General features: G+C 72.5%; 19 protein-coding genes and 1 riboswitch. Of the genes, 10 read left to right on the top strand and 9 right to left on the bottom strand.

Annotated features, from left to right (window positions below; all coding sequences use genetic code 11):
* Positions 1–22 precede the first annotated feature (22 nt).
* The 4 genes from KK483_RS22170 to KK483_RS22155 all read left to right on the top strand — a co-directional run bounded on the left by KK483_RS22170 (position 23) and on the right by KK483_RS22155 (position 2311).
* The gene (locus tag KK483_RS22170; RefSeq protein WP_262006949.1) at positions 23–526 is read left to right on the top strand and encodes a hypothetical protein; all 504 of its coding nucleotides are present in this window, start codon (positions 23–25) and stop codon (positions 524–526) included.
* Between the two features lie 156 nt (positions 527–682).
* The gene (locus KK483_RS22165; protein ID WP_262006948.1) at positions 683–1117 is read left to right on the top strand and encodes a hypothetical protein; all 435 of its coding nucleotides are present in this window, start codon (positions 683–685) and stop codon (positions 1115–1117) included.
* 7 nt (positions 1118–1124) lie between these two features.
* Positions 1125–1541: a thiol-disulfide oxidoreductase DCC family protein gene (locus KK483_RS22160; RefSeq protein WP_262006947.1), complete on the top strand. Its 417-nt coding sequence runs from the start codon at positions 1125–1127 to the stop codon at positions 1539–1541.
* Positions 1542–1552: 11 nt separating this feature from the next.
* Positions 1553–2311 (top strand): TetR family transcriptional regulator, encoded by a 759-nt coding sequence (locus KK483_RS22155; RefSeq protein WP_262006946.1) that lies wholly within the window; start codon positions 1553–1555, stop codon positions 2309–2311.
* Here the strand turns inward: KK483_RS22155 and KK483_RS22150 are convergent.
* Positions 2294–4774 (bottom strand): MMPL family transporter, encoded by a 2481-nt coding sequence (locus tag KK483_RS22150; protein ID WP_262006945.1) that lies wholly within the window; start codon positions 4772–4774, stop codon positions 2294–2296. The genes KK483_RS22155 and KK483_RS22150 overlap by 18 nt on opposite strands.
* A 149-nt stretch (positions 4775–4923) precedes the next feature.
* Here KK483_RS22150 and KK483_RS22145 point away from each other — a divergent pair, with 149 nt between their 5' ends.
* The gene (locus KK483_RS22145; protein WP_262006944.1) at positions 4924–5628 is read left to right on the top strand and encodes a response regulator transcription factor; all 705 of its coding nucleotides are present in this window, start codon (positions 4924–4926) and stop codon (positions 5626–5628) included.
* Entirely contained in the window at positions 5625–7172 is a 1548-nt protein-coding gene (locus tag KK483_RS22140; RefSeq protein WP_262006943.1) for a cell wall metabolism sensor histidine kinase WalK, read from the top strand. Before KK483_RS22145 ends, KK483_RS22140 begins: the two co-directional genes overlap by 4 nt.
* A 442-nt stretch (positions 7173–7614) precedes the next feature.
* On the opposite strand, the gene KK483_RS22135 is transcribed toward KK483_RS22140, so the two are convergent.
* Both KK483_RS22135 and KK483_RS22130 read right to left on the bottom strand, forming a co-directional pair.
* Entirely contained in the window at positions 7615–9105 is a 1491-nt protein-coding gene (locus KK483_RS22135; RefSeq protein ID WP_262009633.1) for a metallophosphoesterase, read from the bottom strand.
* Positions 9106–9119: 14 nt separating this feature from the next.
* Positions 9120–9365, bottom strand: coding sequence for an SCO4848 family membrane protein (locus tag KK483_RS22130; RefSeq protein ID WP_262006942.1), 246 nt, complete (start codon positions 9363–9365; stop codon positions 9120–9122).
* Positions 9366–9522: 157 nt separating this feature from the next.
* Here KK483_RS22130 and KK483_RS22125 point away from each other — a divergent pair, with 157 nt between their 5' ends.
* Positions 9523–10824, top strand: a complete 1302-nt coding sequence (locus KK483_RS22125; RefSeq protein ID WP_399014479.1) for a D-alanyl-D-alanine carboxypeptidase family protein — start codon at positions 9523–9525, stop codon at positions 10822–10824.
* Here the strand turns inward: KK483_RS22125 and KK483_RS22120 are convergent.
* From KK483_RS22120 to KK483_RS22110, 3 genes are all read right to left on the bottom strand, one after another.
* Positions 10772–11692: a YihY/virulence factor BrkB family protein gene (locus tag KK483_RS22120; protein ID WP_262006940.1), complete on the bottom strand. Its 921-nt coding sequence runs from the start codon at positions 11690–11692 to the stop codon at positions 10772–10774. The genes KK483_RS22125 and KK483_RS22120 overlap by 53 nt on opposite strands.
* A gap of 146 nt (positions 11693–11838) precedes the next feature.
* Positions 11839–12807, bottom strand: a complete 969-nt coding sequence (locus KK483_RS22115; protein WP_262006939.1) for a decaprenyl-phosphate phosphoribosyltransferase — start codon at positions 12805–12807, stop codon at positions 11839–11841.
* Positions 12800–13375 (bottom strand): phosphatase PAP2 family protein, encoded by a 576-nt coding sequence (locus KK483_RS22110; protein WP_262006938.1) that lies wholly within the window; start codon positions 13373–13375, stop codon positions 12800–12802. The genes KK483_RS22115 and KK483_RS22110 overlap by 8 nt, the downstream gene beginning before the upstream one ends.
* 161 nt (positions 13376–13536) lie before the next feature.
* Between KK483_RS22110 and KK483_RS22105 the strand changes: the two genes are divergently transcribed.
* Positions 13537–14916 (top strand): FAD-binding protein, encoded by a 1380-nt coding sequence (locus tag KK483_RS22105; protein WP_262006937.1) that lies wholly within the window; start codon positions 13537–13539, stop codon positions 14914–14916.
* Between the two features lie 96 nt (positions 14917–15012).
* The gene (locus KK483_RS22100; protein ID WP_262006936.1) at positions 15013–15768 is read left to right on the top strand and encodes a decaprenylphospho-beta-D-erythro-pentofuranosid-2-ulose 2-reductase; all 756 of its coding nucleotides are present in this window, start codon (positions 15013–15015) and stop codon (positions 15766–15768) included.
* 297 nt (positions 15769–16065) lie between these two features.
* On the opposite strand, the gene KK483_RS22095 is transcribed toward KK483_RS22100, so the two are convergent.
* Positions 16066–16662 (bottom strand): 2'-5' RNA ligase family protein, encoded by a 597-nt coding sequence (locus KK483_RS22095; protein ID WP_262006935.1) that lies wholly within the window; start codon positions 16660–16662, stop codon positions 16066–16068.
* 125 nt (positions 16663–16787) lie between these two features.
* Positions 16788–17801, bottom strand: coding sequence for a tryptophan--tRNA ligase (gene trpS / locus KK483_RS22090; RefSeq protein ID WP_262006934.1), 1014 nt, complete (start codon positions 17799–17801; stop codon positions 16788–16790).
* Here trpS and KK483_RS22085 point away from each other — a divergent pair.
* Positions 17800–18021, top strand: coding sequence for a hypothetical protein (locus KK483_RS22085; protein ID WP_399014473.1), 222 nt, complete (start codon positions 17800–17802; stop codon positions 18019–18021). The genes trpS and KK483_RS22085 overlap by 2 nt on opposite strands.
* A gap of 243 nt (positions 18022–18264) precedes the next feature.
* Here the strand turns inward: KK483_RS22085 and glyA are convergent, their stop codons facing one another.
* Positions 18265–19554 carry a serine hydroxymethyltransferase gene (gene glyA, locus KK483_RS22080; RefSeq protein ID WP_262006933.1) on the bottom strand — a complete coding sequence of 430 codons (1290 nt, stop codon included), beginning with the start codon at positions 19552–19554 and terminating at the stop codon, positions 18265–18267.
* A gap of 38 nt (positions 19555–19592) precedes the next feature.
* Positions 19593–19682: riboswitch (ZMP/ZTP riboswitch) on the bottom strand.
* Positions 19683–19799 lie beyond the last annotated feature (117 nt).

Below are 19799 nucleotides of genomic sequence, written 5' to 3'. Positions count from 1 at the left end.
GGCATGTGAGAACGGGGACCAGATGAACCAGCCGACCCCCTACCCGGACGGCGGCGACTACCAGTGGGGCCCGGCGCAGCCGCCCCACCCCTACGACGGCGCCTTCGGCTACGGCTACCCCCAGCCCCCGCCTGCCCCGATCGCCCCGTCTGCCCCGCTCGCGCCGATGGGCGCCGGCCCGGGTGTGCCGCTGCTGGCGATCGGGGACATCACCGTCCTCCAGGACGCGATCGTGACTCCCAACGGGACGCTGCCGCTCAAGGGCGCGGTCTGGAACGCCGTCGACATGTCCCGCACGGAGGAGCGCATCCCCACGCATGCCGTCGTCCTGGCGGTGGTCTTCTCGTTGCTGTGCCTGGTGGGACTCTTCTTCCTGCTGATGAAGGAGAAGCGGACGACCGGCTTCATCCAGATCAGCGTCACCAGCGGCGGCCGCCACCACACGACGATGATCCCGGCGACCGGCCCGGAGACACTGCACTGGGTCATGGGTCAGATCAACTACGCCCGCTCGCTGAGCATGTAGGCAGTACGGGCCGAGGCCCCACCCGTCGCTTCCGACGGGTGGGGCCTTCGTCGTTCCCGCGGCGCCTCCCCTCACCCGAACCCACTTGAACATGTTCAAGAAGAGGTCTACAGTCCATGACAAGACCTTTTGAACGCGTTCAAGGGAGGGTGGGGAATGGACCTCACTGTCATCGCGTATGCCATCTATCTGCTGATCAGCGTCGCGCTCACCATCTGGGTGGCCCGCACGCTCAGCCGGAACGGACGGATCTTCCTCGCCGACGTGCTGCACGGGAACGAGAAGCTCGCCGATGCCGTCAACCACCTGCTGGTGGTGGGCTTCTACCTCGTCAACCTCGGCTTCGTCGCGCTCTACCTCGGCCAGGACGAGGCCGTCACCGACGCGCGCGGGCTCTTCGAAGCGCTGTCCGTCAAGCTCGGAGTGGTGCTGCTCGCGCTCGGGGTGATGCACCTGCTCAACGTCTACGTCCTCAACAAGATCCGCCGGCGCGGCGTGATGGAGCGCGAGCAGACGCCGCCCGTCCCGCCGCAGGGATGGACCGGGACCGGCGACAAGGGCCCCTGGGCGGCGCCCGCAGCGGGGGCGTGAGCCGGCGATGGGGGTACCGGTGAAGCGGCTGACCGTGCTGTACGACGCACACTGCTCGCTCTGCGTCCATCTGCGCGACTGGCTGCTGCGGCAGCGCCGGCTCGTCCCGCTCGACCTCGTGCCCGCGGCGTCGGCGGAGGCGCGGCGCCGCTTCCCGGAGCTCGATCACGAGAGCACCCTGCGGGAGATCACCGTGATCGGGGACCGGGGCCAGGTGTACCGGTCCACCGCCGCCTGGATCGTCTGCCTCTGGGCCCTGGCCGAGCACCGGCCCAAGGCCCACTGGCTGGCGACTCCGGCGGGGGCGCCCTTCGCCCGGGTGACCGTGCTCGCCGCCGCCAAGTACCGGGAGGCGACCACGGGACCGGCGGCCGCGGCCGCCTGCGCGGACGGCCGGTGCGAGCTGCCGGCCCCGCCCGGTTAGGCTCGGTCACCGTGAACGACGTCAAGGACGAGCAGCAGGACCAGTCCGCCAAGCCTGCCAAGAGCGAGCAGACCCGCACCCTCATCCTCGAAACCGCGCTCCGGCTCTTCCAGGAACGCGGTTACGACAAGACGACGATGCGGGCCATCGCCCAGGAGGCCGGCGTCTCCGTAGGCAACGCGTACTACTACTTCGCCTCCAAGGAGCACCTGGTCCAGGGCTTCTACGACCGGATCGCCGAGCAGCACCAGGCGGCGGTCGCGGACATCCTCGACGGCGGCGAGAAGGACCTCACGGCACGCATCCGCGGGGTCCTGCTCGGCTGGCTCGACATCGCGGAGCCGTACCACGAGTTCGCATCCCAGTTCTTCAAGAACGCCGCCGACCCGGACAGCCCGCTCAGCCCCTTCTCGCCCGAGTCCGAGGGCCCGCGCCAGGCGGCGATCGACGTCCACCGGCGGGTCCTGGCCGGGGCCGCCGTCAAGGTCGACCCCGAACTGGCCGACAAGCTGCCGCAGTTGCTGTGGCTCCAGCAGATGGGGCTCGTCCTGTTCTGGGTGTACGACCGCTCCGACGGCTGCGCCAACAGCCGCCGGCTCGTCGAACGCCTCGCGCCGGTCACGGCCCGCGCGATCTCCCTCTCCCGCTTCCGCATCCTGCGGCCGCTCGTCACCGAGGTGCACGACCTGCTCAGGGACTTCATGCCCACCGCCGCGGGCATGGCCGCCTCGGGCAAGCCCAAGCGCGGCAGCTCAGGCAAGGGGGCGTGAGCCCACCTCCTCCTCGGCCAGCACCAGGTCCTGGACGAGCGGCTCGTCGCCGGTCCTGATGTGGCGGGCCCCCGCCTCGTACCCCCGCGCCCGCACGGCCAGCAGATACGACCCGGCGCACGGCGCGGCCAGGATGTACGAGCCGTCCGCGAGGGACCCCACCCGGTCGAGCTGCCTGCCGCCCGCCGAGATCAGGGTGAGCACGGCGTCCGCCACCGGCTCGCCCTCCTCGGAGCGTACGAAGCCGTGCACGACGGAGACTCCGCACGGGGCGGGCTCCTCGGCGTCGACGGCCTCGACGGCCGGGGCCGCCACCGGCTCCGACTGGCGTGGCTCCTCCTCCCGCGGTTCGACCGCCAGATGCGGCAGGCGCCGCTCCAGCCAGCCGGGCAGCCACCAGTTGGAGCGCCCCAGCAGGTGCATCGCCGCCGGCACCAGCGCCGTCCGCAGGATGAACGCGTCCAGCGCCACCGCCGCCGCGAGCCCGATGCCGGCCATCGCGCCCTCCATGTCGCCGCTCAGCACGAAGGCGCTGAAGACGCAGATCATGATGAGCGCCGCGCAGTTGATGACCCGGCTCGTCTCGGCGAGCCCGATCCGCACCGCCCGCGCGTTGTCACGGGAGTGCACCCACTCCTCGTGCATCCGGCTCACCAGGAACACCTGGTAGTCCATGGAGAGCCCGAAGAGCAGCGACAGCATGATGACCGGCAGGAAGGACGTGATCGGCCCCTCCTTGCCGATGCCCAGCAGCTCCGCCCCCCAGCCCCACTGGAAGATCGCCACCAGCACACCGAACGACGCCGCCGCCGCGATCAGGTTCATCAGCGCGGCCGTCAGCGGCACGACCAGCGAACGGAACGCGATCAGCAGCAGCAGGAACCCGAGGGCGATGATCGTGGCGACGAAGGCCGGCAACCGCTCCCCCGTCACTGCCGCGAAGTCCTTGAAGACCGCGGTGACCCCGCCGACATGGGCCTCGACGCCCGACGCCGGGATGACCTGCTCCCGCAGCGTGTCGATGAGGTCGTCGGTCTCCTCGGACTGCGGCGACGTCGTCGGGACCACCTGGATCACCGACAGGCCGGATTCCGGCGGCACGGGCAGCGCCACGACCTGCGCTACGCCGTCCACGTCCCGTACCCGCTCCACCAGGCCCGTCGCGTCCGGCTGTTCGGCGACGATCTGCAACGGCCCGTTGAAGCCGGGCCCGAAGCCCTCCGCGAGCAGGTCGTACGCCTGCCGGGTCGTCCGTGTCTCCGGGTGGTTGCCCTGGTCGGTCGCGCCGAGGCGCAGCGACAGCACCGGCACGGCCAGCGCGGCCATCACCACGACGGCGACGGCCGCGACCGCCTGCGGCCTGCGCTGCACGGCGGCCGACCAGCGGGCCGCGGCGCCGTTCGACTCCTCCGGCTCCGGGCCGTTCGCGGCCAGCCGGCGCCGCTGCCTGCGGCTGAGCACGCGCGGGCCGAGCAGCCCGAGCAGCGCGGGCAGCAGCGTGACCGCGGCGAGGACGCTGAGCACCACGGTCAGCGTGGTCGCGACGACGACGCCGTCGAGGAACTGCATCCGCATGACGAGCATGCCGGCGAGCGCGATGCACACGGTGCCGCCCGCGAACAGCACGGCCCGCCCGGAGGTGTTGAGCGCGAGGACCGCCGCGTCCTCGGGGTCCTGGCCGCGCAGGATGGCCCGCCGGTGCCGGGTGACGATGAAGAGCGCGTAGTCGATGCCGACGCCGAGCCCGATCAACGAGCCGAGCAGCGGCGCCACTTCGGGCACGTCGGTCACGTGCGACAGCAGCGTGGCCGACAGCATGCCGGTGCCGACGCCGAAGACCGCGACGACGATCGGCAGCAGCATCGAGAAGAGCGAGCCGAAGGCGAGGAAGAGGACGACGGCGGCGGCGAGGATGCCGACCGCCTCCGCGATCCCGGTCGGCGGCTCCTGCGTCCTGATGATCGCCTGGCCGCCCAACTCGACCTGGAGCCGGGACCGTTCCGCGTCCTGCGCGGTGGCCACGACCTCCTCGACGAGTTCCTTGGGTACGGCGTCGGCCTGCTCGGCGAAGGTCACCTGGGCGTAGGCGATCCGCCCGTCGGCGCTGATCTGCGCGGCGGCCACGGGTCCCGCACCGTACGGGCTCGCGACCTCGCCGACGCCGTCCATGGCCGCGATCTCGCGCAGCGCGGGCTCGATCCGCTCGCGTACCGCCGTGTCGCGGACCGTGCCGGAGGAGCCGGAGACCCGCCACACCACCGTGTCCGTGTCCCCGGAGCGCTCCGGGAAGGCCCGTGTCATCAGGTCGTACGCCTCGGACGAGTCGGTGTCCGGGAGGCTGAAGACGTTCGCGTAGTTGGTGCCGACGGCGCTGCTCGCGGCCCCCAGGCCGAACAGGGCTCCCACCCACAGCACCAGGACCACCAGTCTGTGCCGGTAGCACCAGCGTGCCCATCCCGCCACGATTCCTGCCCCTCTCGTCTTCGTCGGTCGCCCCAGGTCCTCCAGCATCGGCGCGGAGGCGGCGGGCGGGTGGCGGTGCGGACCGGACTCTCAGGGAACTCCAAGCCGTCGGCCCGCCCGGGGCCGCTCCCCTTACGGATACTGGGGACATGACGGATGCAGCAGCGACGCCCGCGACCGTGCTGATCGTCGAGGACGAGCCGAGCATCGCCGACGTCCTCGCCATCGCCCTGCGCTACCACCGCTTCGAGGTGCTGACGGCGGGAAGCGTACGGGAGGCGGCCGACGCCGTACGGCAGACGCGCCCCGACGCCGCGCTGCTCGATGTGATGCTCCCGGACGGCGACGGCCGTGAGATCGCCCGCCAACTGCGCGCCTCCCACCCGGAGACGGGCCTCGTCTTCCTCACCGCACGCGACGCGCCGGCCGACGTCGTCGGCGGGCTCGGCCTCGGCGACGACTACATCACCAAGCCGTTCAACGTGGACGAGGTCGTCGCCCGCGTCCGGGCGGTGCTGCGCCGCACCCGGCCCGCCGACCGGCTGCCGGTCCGCCCGCCGCTGCGCCACGGGGACCTGGAGCTGGACGAGTCGACGTACACCGTGCGCAGGGGCGGGCGCAGCGCGGAGCTCACGCCCACCGAGTACGCGCTGCTGCGGTTCCTGGTGCGCAACGCCGGGTCGGTCGTCAGCAGGGAGCAGCTGCTGCGGCACGTGTGGCGGTACGAGCATCCGGCCGAATCGACGGTCGTCGAGACGTACATCAGCTATCTGCGGCGCAAACTCGACCCGCTGGGGCCACCGTTGATCATGACGCGGCGGGGCGTCGGCTACGGACTGGCGAACGCGGGATGAGACTTCCCCGGCACCGGACGCACTCGCTGCGCGCCAAACTGACCCTGGTCAACGTCGTCCTGCTCGCACTCGGCATCGCGATAGCGACCGGAGTGAGCCTCTTCGGGCTGCGCCACTACCTTCTCGACGCGATCGACCGTGAGCTGACGGCTTCGCGTCAGGGGCTCGAACGGGCCGCGCTCACGCTCCACGAGGTCGAGTCGCTGAGCGCGTTGGCGTCGATAAGGGACAAACTCCTCCCCGAGTACGCGGGCGCCGGCACCCTGCCGCGCCCCGAGACGATCTTCGTGGCCGTCGGCCCCGAGGGCCGCCCGGTCACCTTCGGCGGGATGGCGCCGACCGAGCGGCAGCGGGAACTCGCCGCCGCGGCCGGCGATCCGCATGCCCTCGCCCGCTCCGACGCGATCGACACGCTGCGGCTCGACGGCGATCCGTACCGGGCGGTGGGCGCCTCGCTCGGCGACGGCACGACCGTACTGATGGCGACCTCCACCAAGGCCGTCCACCAGTCGATGGGGCGCGCCCTCAAGGTCGACTTCGCCTTCGGCGGGCTGCTGCTGGCGCTGCTCGCGGCGGCGACGCTGATGGGGGCGCGGCGCACCCTGCGGCCGCTGGAGGACATGGTGGAGACGGCGTCCGCCATCGCCGAGGGCGACCTGACCCGGCGGGTGCCGGGCCGCCATGACCCGGTCACCGAGATCGAACAGCTGCGGCTCGCCCTCAACTCCATGCTCCAGCAGGTCGAATCGGCGTATGTGACGCGCGAGCGCAGCGCCGCGCAGCTGCGGCGCTTCGTCGCGGACGCCTCTCACGAGCTGCGCACCCCGCTCTCCGCGATCCGCGGCTATCTGCATCTGTTGGACAAGGGGATGCTGGGCGAGCCCGCCGAACGCGACCGGGCGCTGTCCCGGATGACCGCCGAGGCCGACCGGATGAGCCGCCTCGTCGACGAACTCCTCACCCTCGCCCGCCTCGACCAGCGCCCCCGGCTGAGGTTGCGTCCCGTCGATCTGAGCCGGCTGGTACGGGACGCGGCCGAGGACCTCGCCGCGCAGCAGCCGCGCCGCCCGCTCACCGTCCGCGCGGCCGGGGCGATGGTGGTGCAGGGCGACGAGCAGGGCCTGCGCCAGGTCGTCGGCAATCTGCTGGCCAACGTCCGCTGCCACACGGAGGAGTCGGCTCCGGTCCGCGTCGAGCTGTCCCGCTCCGCCGAAGGCGAAGTCCGCCTGACGGTCGCCGACGCCGGCCCGGGCATGCGCCAGGAGGACGCCGACCGCATCTTCGACCGCTTCTTCCGCGCCGACGGCGCGGGCGCCGGCACGGGCCTCGGCATGTCGATCGTCCAGGCGGTCGCCGAGTCCCACGCCGGCACCGTAACGGCGACCGGCACACCCGGCGGCCAGGGCCTCACGGTGACGGTCACCCTGCCGCCCCGGCGCGGCGACGAGCCGGCGGCCGGCGGGCCGACGGCCCTTCAGAGCGCGCACGACGGGCGCGCGACCCGTGAAACCGCCAGGCCAACGACCAGCAAGCACGGCGGGTGAGCGCACGAGCGGCACGCCGGCATACGGCAGGGCGGCGGCCACGCGACCTGTGAGCGGCAAGGTCGACAGCCGCTCGGCACGCGCATGGCAGCCGCACATCCGGCGAACCCACGAACAACCCACCGACCGCTGTCAGACGCCACCGCCGAGCCCACGAGCGGCACACCGGCACCCGGTGGACACACAGTCGACGCGACTACGGGGCAGCGGGGCGGCGGCCGGTGGCGCGCGGGGTGGCGGCCGGCGGGCCGACGGCCCTTCAGAGCGCCCACGACGCGTGAAACCGCCGTGCCGACGACCAGCGAGCACGGCAGGTGAGCCAGCCGAGGCAGACCGGCAACCGGCGGGCAGCGGGGCGGTGGCCCAGGGGACGGGTCGAGAGCTCCGCTTCGTACCGGTCGGCGGGCGGTGAACGCGCGGACGGCGGGTGCGTGGCCGGGGCTCATGCCTCCCGGGAGGCGAGTTCGACGAGGGTGATGTCGGAGGGGGCGCCGACGCGGACCGGGGGTCCCCACGCGCCCGCGCCGCGGGAGACGTAGAGCTGGGTGTCGCCGTAGCGCTCCAGGCCGGCGACCGTCGGGTTGGCGAGCTCGGCGAGGTAGTTGCCGGGCCAGAGCTGGCCGCCGTGGGTGTGCCCCGACAGCTGGAGGTCGACGCCGTGGCGCACCGCGTCGTGGATCACGATCGGCTGGTGCGCGAGGAGCACCGCCGCGCGGCCGCGGTCGCGGTCGCCCAGCGCCCGCGCGAAGTCCGGGCCCTGGCCCTCGCTCTCGCCCGCGACGTCGTCGACGCCCGCGAGGTCGAAGCCGGCGATCTCGACGCGGTCGTTCCGGAGCGGGGTGAGGCCGAGCTCGCGGACGTGGTCGACCCAGGCGTCGGCGCCGGAGAAGTACTCGTGGTTGCCGGTGACGAAGTACGCACCGTCGCGCGCCTTCAGCTGGGCCAACGGCTCGGCCGCGCGCCCGAGGTCGGCGACGCTGCCGTCGACGAGGTCGCCGACGACGGCGACGAGGTCGGGCTGGGCGGCGTTGATCGTGTCGACGATCCGCTGGGTGTGGGCGCGGCCGAGGATCGGCCCGAGGTGGATGTCGCTGACGACGGCGATGCGGTAGCCGTGCACGCCTCGGGCGAGCTTCGCGAGCGGGACGGTGACCCGCTTCACACGGGGCCCGCGCATCACGCCGTAGGTCCCGTACCCGACGGTCCCGGCGGCGACCGCGGCGGCGGCCCCCGCGGTGACACGGGCGACGAAGAGCCGCCGTGACAGCTCCGGCTGCGCAGGGGTGTCCGGGACGGCGGTCGCCTCCGCCCCGGCCGGGCGGTCCGACGCGTTCGCCGTGTCCGGGGCGTCCGAGGCGCTTGTGGCGTCCGGAGCCAAGGGTGCCGAAGGTGCCTGCCGATCCGCGGTGTCCGTCAGACGCTCCTCGGCGGCGACGGCCGTCGCCACGCCGCCCGCGGGCCGGTCGGCCTCCGTGCCGCCGTCGGCGGCGACGGTCGCGAGGGAGGCGGTCGCGACGGCGGTGGTGCCCGCACCGGCAGCGGAGTCGTCCGCGGCGGCAGCGGCGCCCGCACCGGCGGCGGTCGCCGGCCGCGCATCGGCGCGCCGTTGCTGCGCCCGCCGCTCCAGCGCCCGCCGCAGCAGCGGCCGTACGGCCTCCGTCACTACCAGCGCCAGCGTCAGATAAAGGAGGGTCGCGAGCCACATGTACCCCGGCCACGCCAGGATCCGCTCGAGCCAGAAGGGGGCGCCCGCGCGCCCCGAGGTCAGCGCCCCCACCGAGAGCAGCGGCAGCAGGACCACCGCCACGGTGCCCGCACGGCGCGCGGCGCTGCCGCGCCTCGTCGTGTCACGGACGAGCCGCCGCCACACGTACCAGTGCACGCCCGTCAGCAGGGCGAGGACGACAGCGACCACAAGCAGGACGACCAGCAGCACGGCACCGTTCCCTAATCCCGTTCGCGGCGCAATGCGCGCACGCCGCGCAACCCGATGACCCCGACCGCCGTCCCCAGGAGAAAGGACGTGATGGCCAGCAGCAGATGGACCCAGAAGTACGCAGTGGGGTCACCGGCGTCGTCGAAGGCGAGCCCACTGGCGTCCTGCCACAGGTTTTTGACGAAAGTGATCCAGATGACCCAGCTCCACACCCCGAACACGAGCAGGAACCAGGAGACGGGACGGCTGAGCTTCATGTCCTCAGTATCACCGGCATCCGGCGCCCCGGTGCGGCGGGGTCCCCGGGCGGGAGCACCAGACGCTGCGGCCCGCGATGGGCTGTACCGGCGGCGTTCACGGCGGGTCACCGTGCCGATGACCATATTGCCGTCAACTCCATGTACTTTCTCGATCGTGTCTGCTCTTAAGAAGACCGCATTGACGGTCATCGCCGCCGCGTTGCTGCCCGCACTCACCGCCGCGCCCGCGACGGCGGCCGTCGACTTCAGCAAGGCCGATAAGACAGACAATCGCAACAAGCAGGACAACAGCGTGCCGAATCCGCCGTCGGCCATGTCCACCGTGGGCGGTGCCCTGCTCGGCAAGCCCGGCACCCAGGTCTCACTCGCGGCCGGCGCGCCCGTCCTGCCCAAGAATCTGACGGGCCGTTCCTGGATCGTCGCGGACGCGGAGAGCGGTGACGTCCTTGCCGCCCACAACGCGCACTGGCGGCTGCCCCCCGCCTCCACCATGAAGATGCTCTTCGCGGACACGGTCCTGCCCAGGCTGTCCAAGGACGAGGAGTACACGGTCAAGCCGACGGACCTCACAGGCGTCGGCGAGGGCAGCAGCCTCGTCGGGGTCAAGGAGAACCAGACCTACTCCGTCCACGACCTCTGGCTGGGCGTCTTCCTCCGTTCCGGCAACGACGCCGTCCACGTCCTGTCCGAGATGAACGGCGGCGTCTCCCAGACGGTCGCGGACATGCAGGACCACGCCGACGAGCTCCAGGCGCTCGACACCCACGTGGTCACGCCGGACGGCTACGACGAGCCGGGCCAGGTGTCGAGCGCGTACGACCTCACGCTCATCGCCCGCAGCGGACTGCAGAAGAAGGACTTCCGGGAGTACTGCTCGACCGTCCGGGCCAAGTTCCCCGGCGAGCAGAAGCCGGGCAAGAAGCGCGAGGCGTTCGAGATCCAGAACACCAACCGGCTGCTCACCGGCGACCTCGGCGTCGAGCCGTACGCGGGCATCGCCGGCGTCAAGAACGGCAACACCACGCACGCGGGGTCGACCTTCACCGGTGTCGCCGAGCGGGACGGCAGGGTGCTGCTGGTCACCGTCATGAACCCGTCGTCGAAGGAGAGCCAGGCCGTCTACAAGGAGACCGCCAGCCTCCTCGACTGGGGCTTCTCGGCGGCCGGGAAGGTCGAGCCGGTCGGTGAGCTGGTGCCGCCGAGGTCCGCGCGGACCGACCCCTCGGGCGGTTCCGAGCAGCAGGAAGGCGCGGCGAACGGAAACGGTGACGGGGCGGGCGGCAAGGAGCGGCCCGGACCGGCGAACGCCTCGACGGCCTCGGACAGCGGCTCGAGCGGTGTCGGTGTGGCGCTCTCCATCACGGGCGGGGTGCTCGTCCTGCTCGCCGGCGCCGTGTTCCTGGTCAACCGGCGCTGGCCGCTGCCCGATCTGGTCCGTCGGCTGCCCCTCCGCTAGCCGCCCCCTCCGCGTCGGCGCCCGGCTCCGTCGCCGTCCAGGCGGCGCAGTAGAGCACCAGCTTGGCGGTGAAGTTGATCCACAGCAGCAGCGCGATCGGCACGCCGAACGCCCCGTACATCGACTTCGCCGCGACGCCCGAGATATAGCCGCTGAGCAGCAGCTTCAGCAGCTCGAAGCCGACCGCGCCGAGCAGCGCGGCCACGATCAGCCTGCCGCGCGGCGGCTTCACCCCGGGCAGCAGCGTCAGGACGTACAGCAGCATCAGGAAGTCGGCGAGCACGGCGACGGCGATGGCGGCGGTCTGGAGCAGGACGCCGCCCGCGCCGCCCCGGTCGATGCCGAGCCGGTCCGCCGACCAGCCGACCGCGGTGGAGCCGAGGGACGAGGCGGCGAACGACGCCAGGGCGACCGCGCCGAGGCCCAGCAGCACGATCGTGTCCTTGCCCTTGCGCACGATCGGGTTGCCCTCCTCCTGGTCGTCGAGGCCCCAGACCACGCGCAGGCATTCGCGCATCGAGCCGATCCAGCTGATGCCGGTGAGCAGCAGTAGCGCACCGGCGATGATCCCGACGGTGCCGGCGTTGTCCACCAGCCCCGTGATGTTGAGCTGGTCGGAGATGCCCGGCACCTGTTCGGCGAGCTTGTCCTCCAGTTTCCGCAGCTGCTCCTGGCTGAGCAGCGCGGCTCCGATGGCGGCGGCGACGGTGATGAGCGGAAAGAACGAGAGGAAGCTGATGAAGGTGATGGCGGCCGCGAGCCGCGTCCAGCGCGCCCGTTCGAGCGTCTCGTACGAGCGCCAGGCGTGGGTCCTCATCAACCGCTGAACGAGCGGGCCGATGACGGGGAGTCGGGTCAGCCAGTCCATGTCGTACGCCTGTCCTCACGGTGTCCGGGTGCGGTGCCCGGCCCGAGGCGCGGCCCGATGGCCGGGCCGTCACTCGGCCCGATGGCCGGGGCGGACGTGCGGCCCGATGGCCGGGGCTGCGCCTGGGCCGTCGTGGCCTTCCATGGTCACAGGTCCACGACGGCCATGCCGTACATGGCGAGCCAGACGAGTCCGATGACGGCGAGCGGCCGGTCGCGCAGCACGACCTCCTCCGGGGCGCCGGCCGCGCCCCGGTCCGCGAAGACCGCGTACCGCAGCACCGCGAGGATGAACGCGATCACCGAGAGCTGACGCCAGGGCAGCAGCGAGCCGTTGGCGGTGCCGCCGCTCTCCAGCGCCCACAGGCAGTAGCCGAGCACGGCGACCCCGGCCGCCAGCTGCCAGACGAAGCGCAGGTATCCGGTGCTGTACGAGGTGAGCAGCGCGCGGGTCGCGCCGTCCGCGTCGGCCATCTCGACGGCCTCCGAGTAGCGCTTGGCCGCGACCATGAAGAGCGCGCCGAAACCGGTGGTGATGAGGAACCAGCGCGAGAGCGGGATGGACAGCGCCACCCCGCCGATCATGGCGCGCATCAGGAACCCGGTCGTGACGACCGCCAGGTCGACCACCAGGACGTGCTTGAGCCGGACGCAGTAGGCGAGCTGCATCACGACGTACGCGGTCAGCAGCGCGGCGGTCAGCGGATTGCAAAGCACCGCAGCGGCGGTGCCGGTCGCGGCGGCGAGCAGGGCCCCGACGGCGTACGCGACGGGTACGGGCACCTCCCCGGCGGCCACCGGGCGCCGGCACTTCACCGGGTGCGCCCGGTCGGCCTCGGCGTCGAGCGCGTCGTTGATCAGGTATACCGCCGACGCGGCGGCGGTGAACAGGATGAAGACGACGGCCAGCTGACCGACCGTGTGCCGCGAGGCCAGCTCGCCGGCGGCCGCCGGGGCCGCCACGACCAGCACGTTCTTGATCCACTGCCTCGGTCTGGCCGTCCTGACGAGTCCGACGGCAAGCGCCATCGGCCCCCGCCCGCGGGGGATCCGGGCGGCGGCCTCCTCGGGCCGCCCCTCCGGCTGCTCCAGCAGCGCCGTACTCCGCTCAGCCACGACGGCCTCCGGTGGCGCGTCGGACGAGCCGGCCGGTGCCCAGACGGGCCGTCAGGGCGCCGAGGAGGGCGCCCGCGGCCACATCGCTGGGGTAGTGGACGCCGGCCACGAGACGGGACACGCACATTGCGGCGGCCAGCGGCGGGACCAGGTGCCGGCCGGCCGGCCACAGGGTGCCGAAGGCGACCGCCGCGGCGCCCGCGGCGGTCGCGTGCGAGCTCGGGAAGGAGTGCCGGCCCGCCGTGCGGACCAGTGGTTCCAGGCCCCGCACCGACAGCTGCGGGCGCGGGCGGCGCACCACCCGCTTGATCCCCATGCTGGCCAGATGCGCCGCCCCGATCAGCGCGGTGCCACGCAGCCAGCCGGCGCGCTGCTCGCGGTCGGCCGCCGCCCCCGCGAGACCCGCCGCGATCCACACCGCGCCGTGCTCGCCGCAGTACGAGAGCGCCCGGGCCGCCGCGGCGACGCGCGGCTCCCTACCGCACTCGCGCAGCGCCACCAGCAGCCGGTGATCGGCGCGCGCCCAGCCCAACCGGGCCGACCGGCCCGCCGTGTCGACGTTTCGCATCCGCCACCCCGCTCTCGGTCACCAGAGGCGACTCTTCTCAACCGGAGGCGAAGATTCACGGCAATCTTTAATGACACTCGTTTAATCACCCATTTCTACGAGCCCGCCGACATGGCGACGTTGTGAGAAAACAGCCCAAAGAGGGCGATAACGTCGCGCACATGTCTGCCGAAACCGCCGACGCACCGCCCCTGCCCATCCCCGTGACCGGCTGGGGCCGCACCGCCCCCTCGGCCGCCCGGCTCGTGCGCCCCCGTACCCACGAGGAGGCGGCGGCGGCCGTCAGGGGCAGCGGAGCGCGCGGCTCCATCCCGCGCGGCCTCGGCCGGGCCTACGGCGACGCCGCGCAGAACGCGGGCGGCGCCGTCCTCGACATGACCGGCCTCGACCGGATCCGCAGGATCGACGCGGAGACGGGCGTCGTGGTCTGCGACGCGGGCGTCAGCCTGCACCGGCTCATGGAAGTGCTCCTTCCGCTCGGCTGGTTCGTACCGGTCACCCCCGGAACCCGGCAGGTGACCGTCGGCGGCGCGATCGGCGCCGACATCCACGGCAAGAACCACCATGTCTCCGGCTCCTTCTCCCGCCATGTGCTGTCCCTGGAGCTGCTCACCGCGGACGGCGAGGTCCGGACCGCCCTGCCCGGCACGGACCTGTTCGACGCCACGGCCGGCGGGATGGGCCTGACCGGAGTGATCCTCTCCGCCGAGCTCCGGATGCACCGCGTCGAGACCTCGCTGATGTCCGTCGACACCGAACGCGCCGCCGACCTCGACGACTTGATGGCCCGGCTCACCGCGACCGACCACCGCTACCGCTACTCGGTCGCCTGGATCGACCTGCTCGCGCGCGGCGCCGCGACCGGGCGCGCGGTCCTCACCCGGGGCGAGCACGCGCCCCTCGACGCGCTCCCGCCGCGCGCCGCGCGCCGCCCGCTGGAGTTCCGCCCCCGTCAGCTGCCCTCCGCCCCCGGCCTCGCCGGCCTCGTACCGGACGGGCTGCTCGGCCGGACCTCCGTCGCGCTCTTCAACGAGTTCTGGTACCGCAGGGCCCCGCGCTCGCGCACCGGCGAACTCCAGAGACTCCCCGCCTTCTTCCACCCCCTCGACGGGATCCCCCACTGGAATCGGATCTACGGGCGCGGCGGCTTCGTGCAGTACCAGTTCGTGGTCGGGTACGGGCAGGAGGACGCGCTGCGCCGGATCGTGCGCCGCATCGCCCACCACGGCTTCCCGTCCTTCCTTGCCGTACTGAAACGGTTCGGCGACGGGGACCCCGGCTGGCTGTCGTTCCCCGTGCCCGGCTGGACGCTCGCCCTCGACATCCCGGCCGGTCTGCCCGGGCTCGGCGCTCTCCTGGACGCGCTCGACGAGGACGTGGCAGGGGCCGGCGGGCGGGTCTACCTCGCCAAGGACTCACGGCTGCGGCCGGAGCTGCTGGCCGCGATGTACCCCCGGCTGGACCGTTTCCGGGCGCTGCGTGCCGAGCTCGATCCGCGCGGGGTGTTCGTGTCGGACCTCTCCCGCCGGCTGTCTCTCTGACCCGACCGACCCGACCGACCTGCCCGACCCGACCGACCCTGCTCGACCCGCCCGACTCTTTCTCCGACTCTCCGAGGATCTGAGGAGCCACTCGCCATGAAGGACGCCTTCGGCACCCCGCAGTCCCTGCTCGTTCTCGGCGGCACGTCCGAGATCGCCCTGGCCACCGCGCGCCGCCTGGTGGCGCGCCGTACGCGTACGGTGTGGCTGGCCGGCCGCCCGTCGGCCGCCCTGGACGAGGCCGCGGCCTCGCTGCGCGGCCTGGGCGCGGACGTGCGGACCGTTCCCTTCGACGCCCTCGATCCGGCCGCCCACGAGGTCGTGCTCGGCAAGGTCTTCGCGGAGGGCGACATCGACATGGTGCTGCTCGCCTTCGGGGTCCTCGGCGATCAGGCGAGGGACGAGGCCGAGCCGCTCTCGGCGGTGCGCATCGCCCAGACCAACTACACCGGAGCGGTCTCCTCCGGGCTGGTCTGCGCCGCCGCCCTGCAAGCCCAGGGGCACGGCTCGCTCGTCGTGCTGTCGTCGGTGGCCGGCGAGCGGGCGCGCCGGGCCAATTTCATCTACGGGTCGTCGAAGGCGGGTCTTGACGCCTTCGCCCAAGGGCTGGGGGACGCCCTGTACGGCACGGGGGTGCACGTGATGGTGGTCAGGCCCGGCTTCGTCCGCACGAAGATGACGGCGGGTCTGCAGGAGGCGCCGCTGGCCACCACGCCCGAGGCGGTCGCCGAGGCGATCGAGACGGGGCTGCGGCGGCGCTCGGAGACGGTGTGGGTGCCCGGGCCGCTACGGGTGGTGATGTCGGGCCTGCGGCACCTGCCGCGCCCGGTCTTCCGCCGGCTGCCGCTGTAGGCGCTCCGGGCCGTGTCCGACGGGGACCAGGGAGTGTCTTCACAGTGGCGTCGTCCGCCCGGAGGGCGGGCCCGGCGGCGTCTGGTGCGTGCGATCGCAAGGCGGAGGAGGGAGTCCATGCGGTGGGGGCACCTCCCGTGCCCGAAGGGCCACGGGGGCCATAGGCGACCGACGACAACGCGGCGTGGGGGCACCTCCCGTGCCCGAAGGGCCACGGGGGTGGGGGCACCTCCCAGGCGCGAGCTCTGGGGGAGCGTGCCAGACGTCACCGGGCAGACGGGACTGTGAAGACACGACCTAGCAGGTGGTGGCCGGCGCGTCGACCGCCGTGCCCTGCGCGGGCACATTGGGGACACCGGGCAGCTTCGGGCCGGCGCCGAACGCGTACTCCCGGAGCTTGCGCCACACCCCGTCCGCGCCCTGCTCGTACAGCGCGAACGATGTGCACGTCCACTCCGCCTCGAACCCGGACAGCTCCTCGTACGCCCGGTCCATCGCCTCATCGGCGATCCCGTGCGCGACGGTCACATGCGGGTGGTACGGGAACTGGAGCTCCCGCACGAGCGGCCCCGACGCGTCCCTGACCCGCTGCTGGAGCCGGGTGCAGGCCGATACGCCCTCGACGACCTTGACGAAGACGACCGGCGAGAGGGGCCGGAAGGTCCCGGTGCCGCGGAGCCGCATCGGGAACGGCCTTCCCGTCGCGGCGACCCGTGTCAGGTGGGCCTCCACGGACGGCAGCACGGAGTCGTCGGCCTCGGTCGGCGGGAGGAGGGTGACGTGCGTGGGGATGCAGTGCGCGGCGGGATCCCCGAAGCCCGCGCGCCGCTCCTGGAGCAGGCTGCCGTAGGGCTCCGGGACCGCGATCGAAACGCCGAGCGTTACGGTCCCCACGTCGTTCTCCTATCCAGGTGCTCGATCGTCTCGCGACGGATCGACGGATCCGATGGTCTGCCGCTGCCGTCAGTGTGACGGCAGCGGCAGTCGTCCTGCCAGGGTCCTTCGACTCAGTGCTTCGGTCAGTGCTTGGCGGGCAGGAAGCCCACCCGCTCGTAGGTCTGGGCGAGGGTCTCGGCGGCGACCGCGCGGGCCTTCTCCGCGCCCTTGGCCAGGATGGAGTCCAGCGTCTCCGGGTCGTCCAGGTACCCCTGGGTGCGGGCCCGGAACGGAGTGACGAACTCCACCACGACCTCGGCGAGGTCGGTCTTCAGCGCACCGTAGCCCTTGCCCTCGTAGTTCTGCTCAAGTTCGGCGATACCCGTACCGGTGAGGGTGGACATGATGGTCAGCAGGTTGCTGACGCCCGGCTTGTTCTCGGTGTCGAAGCGGATCACGGTGTCCGTGTCCGTGACCGCGCTCCTGATCTTCTTCGCCGTCGCCTTCGGCTCGTCGAGCAGGTTGACAAGGCCCTTCGGGTTCGCCGTGGACTTGCTCATCTTGCTCGACGGGTCCTGGAGGTCGTAGATCTTCGCCGTTTCCTTGAGGATGTACGGGCTCGGGACGGTGAACGTCTGTCCGAACCGGCCGTTGAACCGCTCGGCCAGGTCGCGGGTGAGCTCGATGTGCTGGCGCTGGTCCTCACCGACCGGGACCTCGTTGGCCTGGTAGAGGAGGATGTCGGCGACCTGCAGGATCGGGTACGTGAAGAGGCCGACGGTGGCCCGGTCGGCGCCCTGCTTGGCCGACTTGTCCTTGAACTGGGTCATCCGGGACGCCTCGCCGAAGCCGGTGAGGCAGTTCATGACCCAGCCCAGCTGGGCGTGCTCGGGGACATGGCTCTGGACGAAGAGCGTGCAGCGCTCGGGGTCGAGGCCCGCGGCCAGCAGCTGGGCGGCGGCGAGGCGGGTGTTGGCACGCAGCTCGGCGGGGTCCTGCGGGACCGTGATCGCATGCAGGTCGACGACCATGTAGAAGGCGTCGTGGGTCTCCTGCAGGGCGACCCACTGGCGGACCGCGCCGAGGTAGTTGCCGAGGTGGAACGAGCCGGAGGTGGGCTGGATTCCGGAGAGCACGCGAGGACTGTCAGAGGCCATGCTCAGCATTCTCTCAGGTACCGCCGACAGGACGGGAATCGATCGGTCACCGCCCGAGGCGTACGCGGAGCCGGTGCGCGCCCGCACACAGGTGGCGCTGCGGGCGGTGGTGGCCTGCGGCGCCGGTGCCGACGCGGAGGACGGCACGGCGTTCCGGCCGTGGCCGCTGCGCATCGTCGCCACTGAGACGAGGAACACAGTGCGGTCGGCCGTGCGGTGACGGGAGCTGCCGGCGTGGCCCGGGGTCCCGGGTCCCGCCGCGCCTCCAGGGCAGGACGCCCTGCCGCCGGGCGGCGAGCGGGCGCAGGGCCACGCCCAGCGCGGTGCCCGCGGCCAGGCCCGGTATCGCCCACCACCCGGCACCACGGACCGGCTCCGCGGCACCCAGCGGCATCGCCTCGCGCCCGGCCAGGGCCCGGACCGCTGGTGCTGTGACCGGAACCGGTCACAGCACCGGCCGGCGTCAGGCCGGGAGGCCCGGGGCGGGGAAGGCGGACATCAGGGCCGCGACCTCGGAGCGGATCACGGCCAGGGCGTCCTCGTCACCCGAGCGGGCGGCGGTGACGCCCCGGTCGATCCAGTCGGCGACGGCGGCCATGTCCTGTACGCCCAGTCCGCGCGAGGTGAGGGAGGGGGTGCCGATGCGGATGCCGGAGGGGTCGAAGGGCTTCCGCGGGTCGTAGGGCACGGTGTTGTAGTTGACGACGATCCCGGCACGGTCCAGCGCCTTCGCCGCGATCTTGCCGGGGACGTCCTTGGGCGTGAGGTCCATCAGGATCAGATGGTTGTCGGTGCCGCCGGAGACCAGGTCGAAGCCGCGCGCGAGCAACTCCTCGGCGAGGGCCTTGGCGTTGGCCACGACCGCGTGCGCGTAGTCGCGGAAGGAGGGCTGGGCCGCCTCGTGCAGGGCGACCGCGATGGCCGCGGTCGTCTGGTTGTGCGGGCCGCCCTGGAGGCCGGGGAAGACGGCCTTGTCGATGGCCTTCGCGTGCTCCTCGCGGGACATCAGCATCGCCCCGCGCGGCCCGCGCAGCGTCTTGTGGGTGGTCGTGGAGATGACGTCCGCGTGCGGCACCGGCGAGGGGTGGGCGCCGCCGGCGATGAGGCCGGCGATGTGCGCGACATCGGCGACCAGCACGGCACCGGCCTCGCGGGCGATCTCCCCGAAGGCGGCGAAGTCGATGGTGCGGGGCAGGGCCGTGCCACCGCAGAAGATGACCTTCGGGCGCTCCTTGAGGGCGAGTTCGCGCACCTCGTCGAAGTCGACGAGGCCGCCCCCCTCGGAGATCGGGCCCTTGCGCACGCCGTACTGGACGCCGCGGAACCACTTGCCGGTCGCGGAGACGCCCCAGCCGTGGGTGAGATGGCCGCCCATGGGGAGGGCCATGCCCATCACGGTGTCGCCGGGCTCGGCGAAGGCGAGATAGACGGCGAGGTTGGCCGGGGAGCCGGAATAGGGCTGGACGTTGGCGTGCTCGACGCCGAAGAGGGCCTTCGCGCGGGCGATGGCGAGCAGCTCGACCTGGTCGATGTTCTGCTGGCCCTCGTAGTAGCGGCGGCCGGGGTAGCCCTCGCTGTACTTGTTCTGCAGGACCGTGCCGGAGGCTTCGAGCACGGCCTGCGAGACGTAGTTCTCGCTGGGGATGAGCCGCAGCGTGTCGGCCTGGAGCCGCTCCTCGGCTCCGACGAGCGCGGCCAGCTCGGGGTCGGCGGCGGTGAGCGCGGGGTGGTTGGAAGCGGTGGGAAGAGTCATGGCGTCCTCCGAGGCAGGAACAGGGGATGTGCTGGTCCCCGGGGTGCCCAGGCGGGCGGCACCCGTCGGTTCTGCCGCACACGGCTCCCCCGCGGTCCGTTCCGCGTACGCCAGTCGCCGTGCGTACCGCCCACCCTACTCGCGGCGTCCGCGGGAACCGGTCACAGGCTGCGGAACCGCAGGGAAACGGGAAGCTGTCCGGCGAGTCGCGCATGCACCCCGATGTTTCTTCGGAAGGTGGCCGA

The organism is Streptomyces sp. FIT100, from assembly GCF_024584805.1.
In the GTDB taxonomy this organism is placed as follows: Bacteria; Actinomycetota; Actinomycetes; order Streptomycetales; family Streptomycetaceae; genus Streptomyces.
The sequence above is the reverse complement of the archived record's forward strand: the minus strand, read 5'-3'. Positions and strand labels throughout refer to the sequence as shown.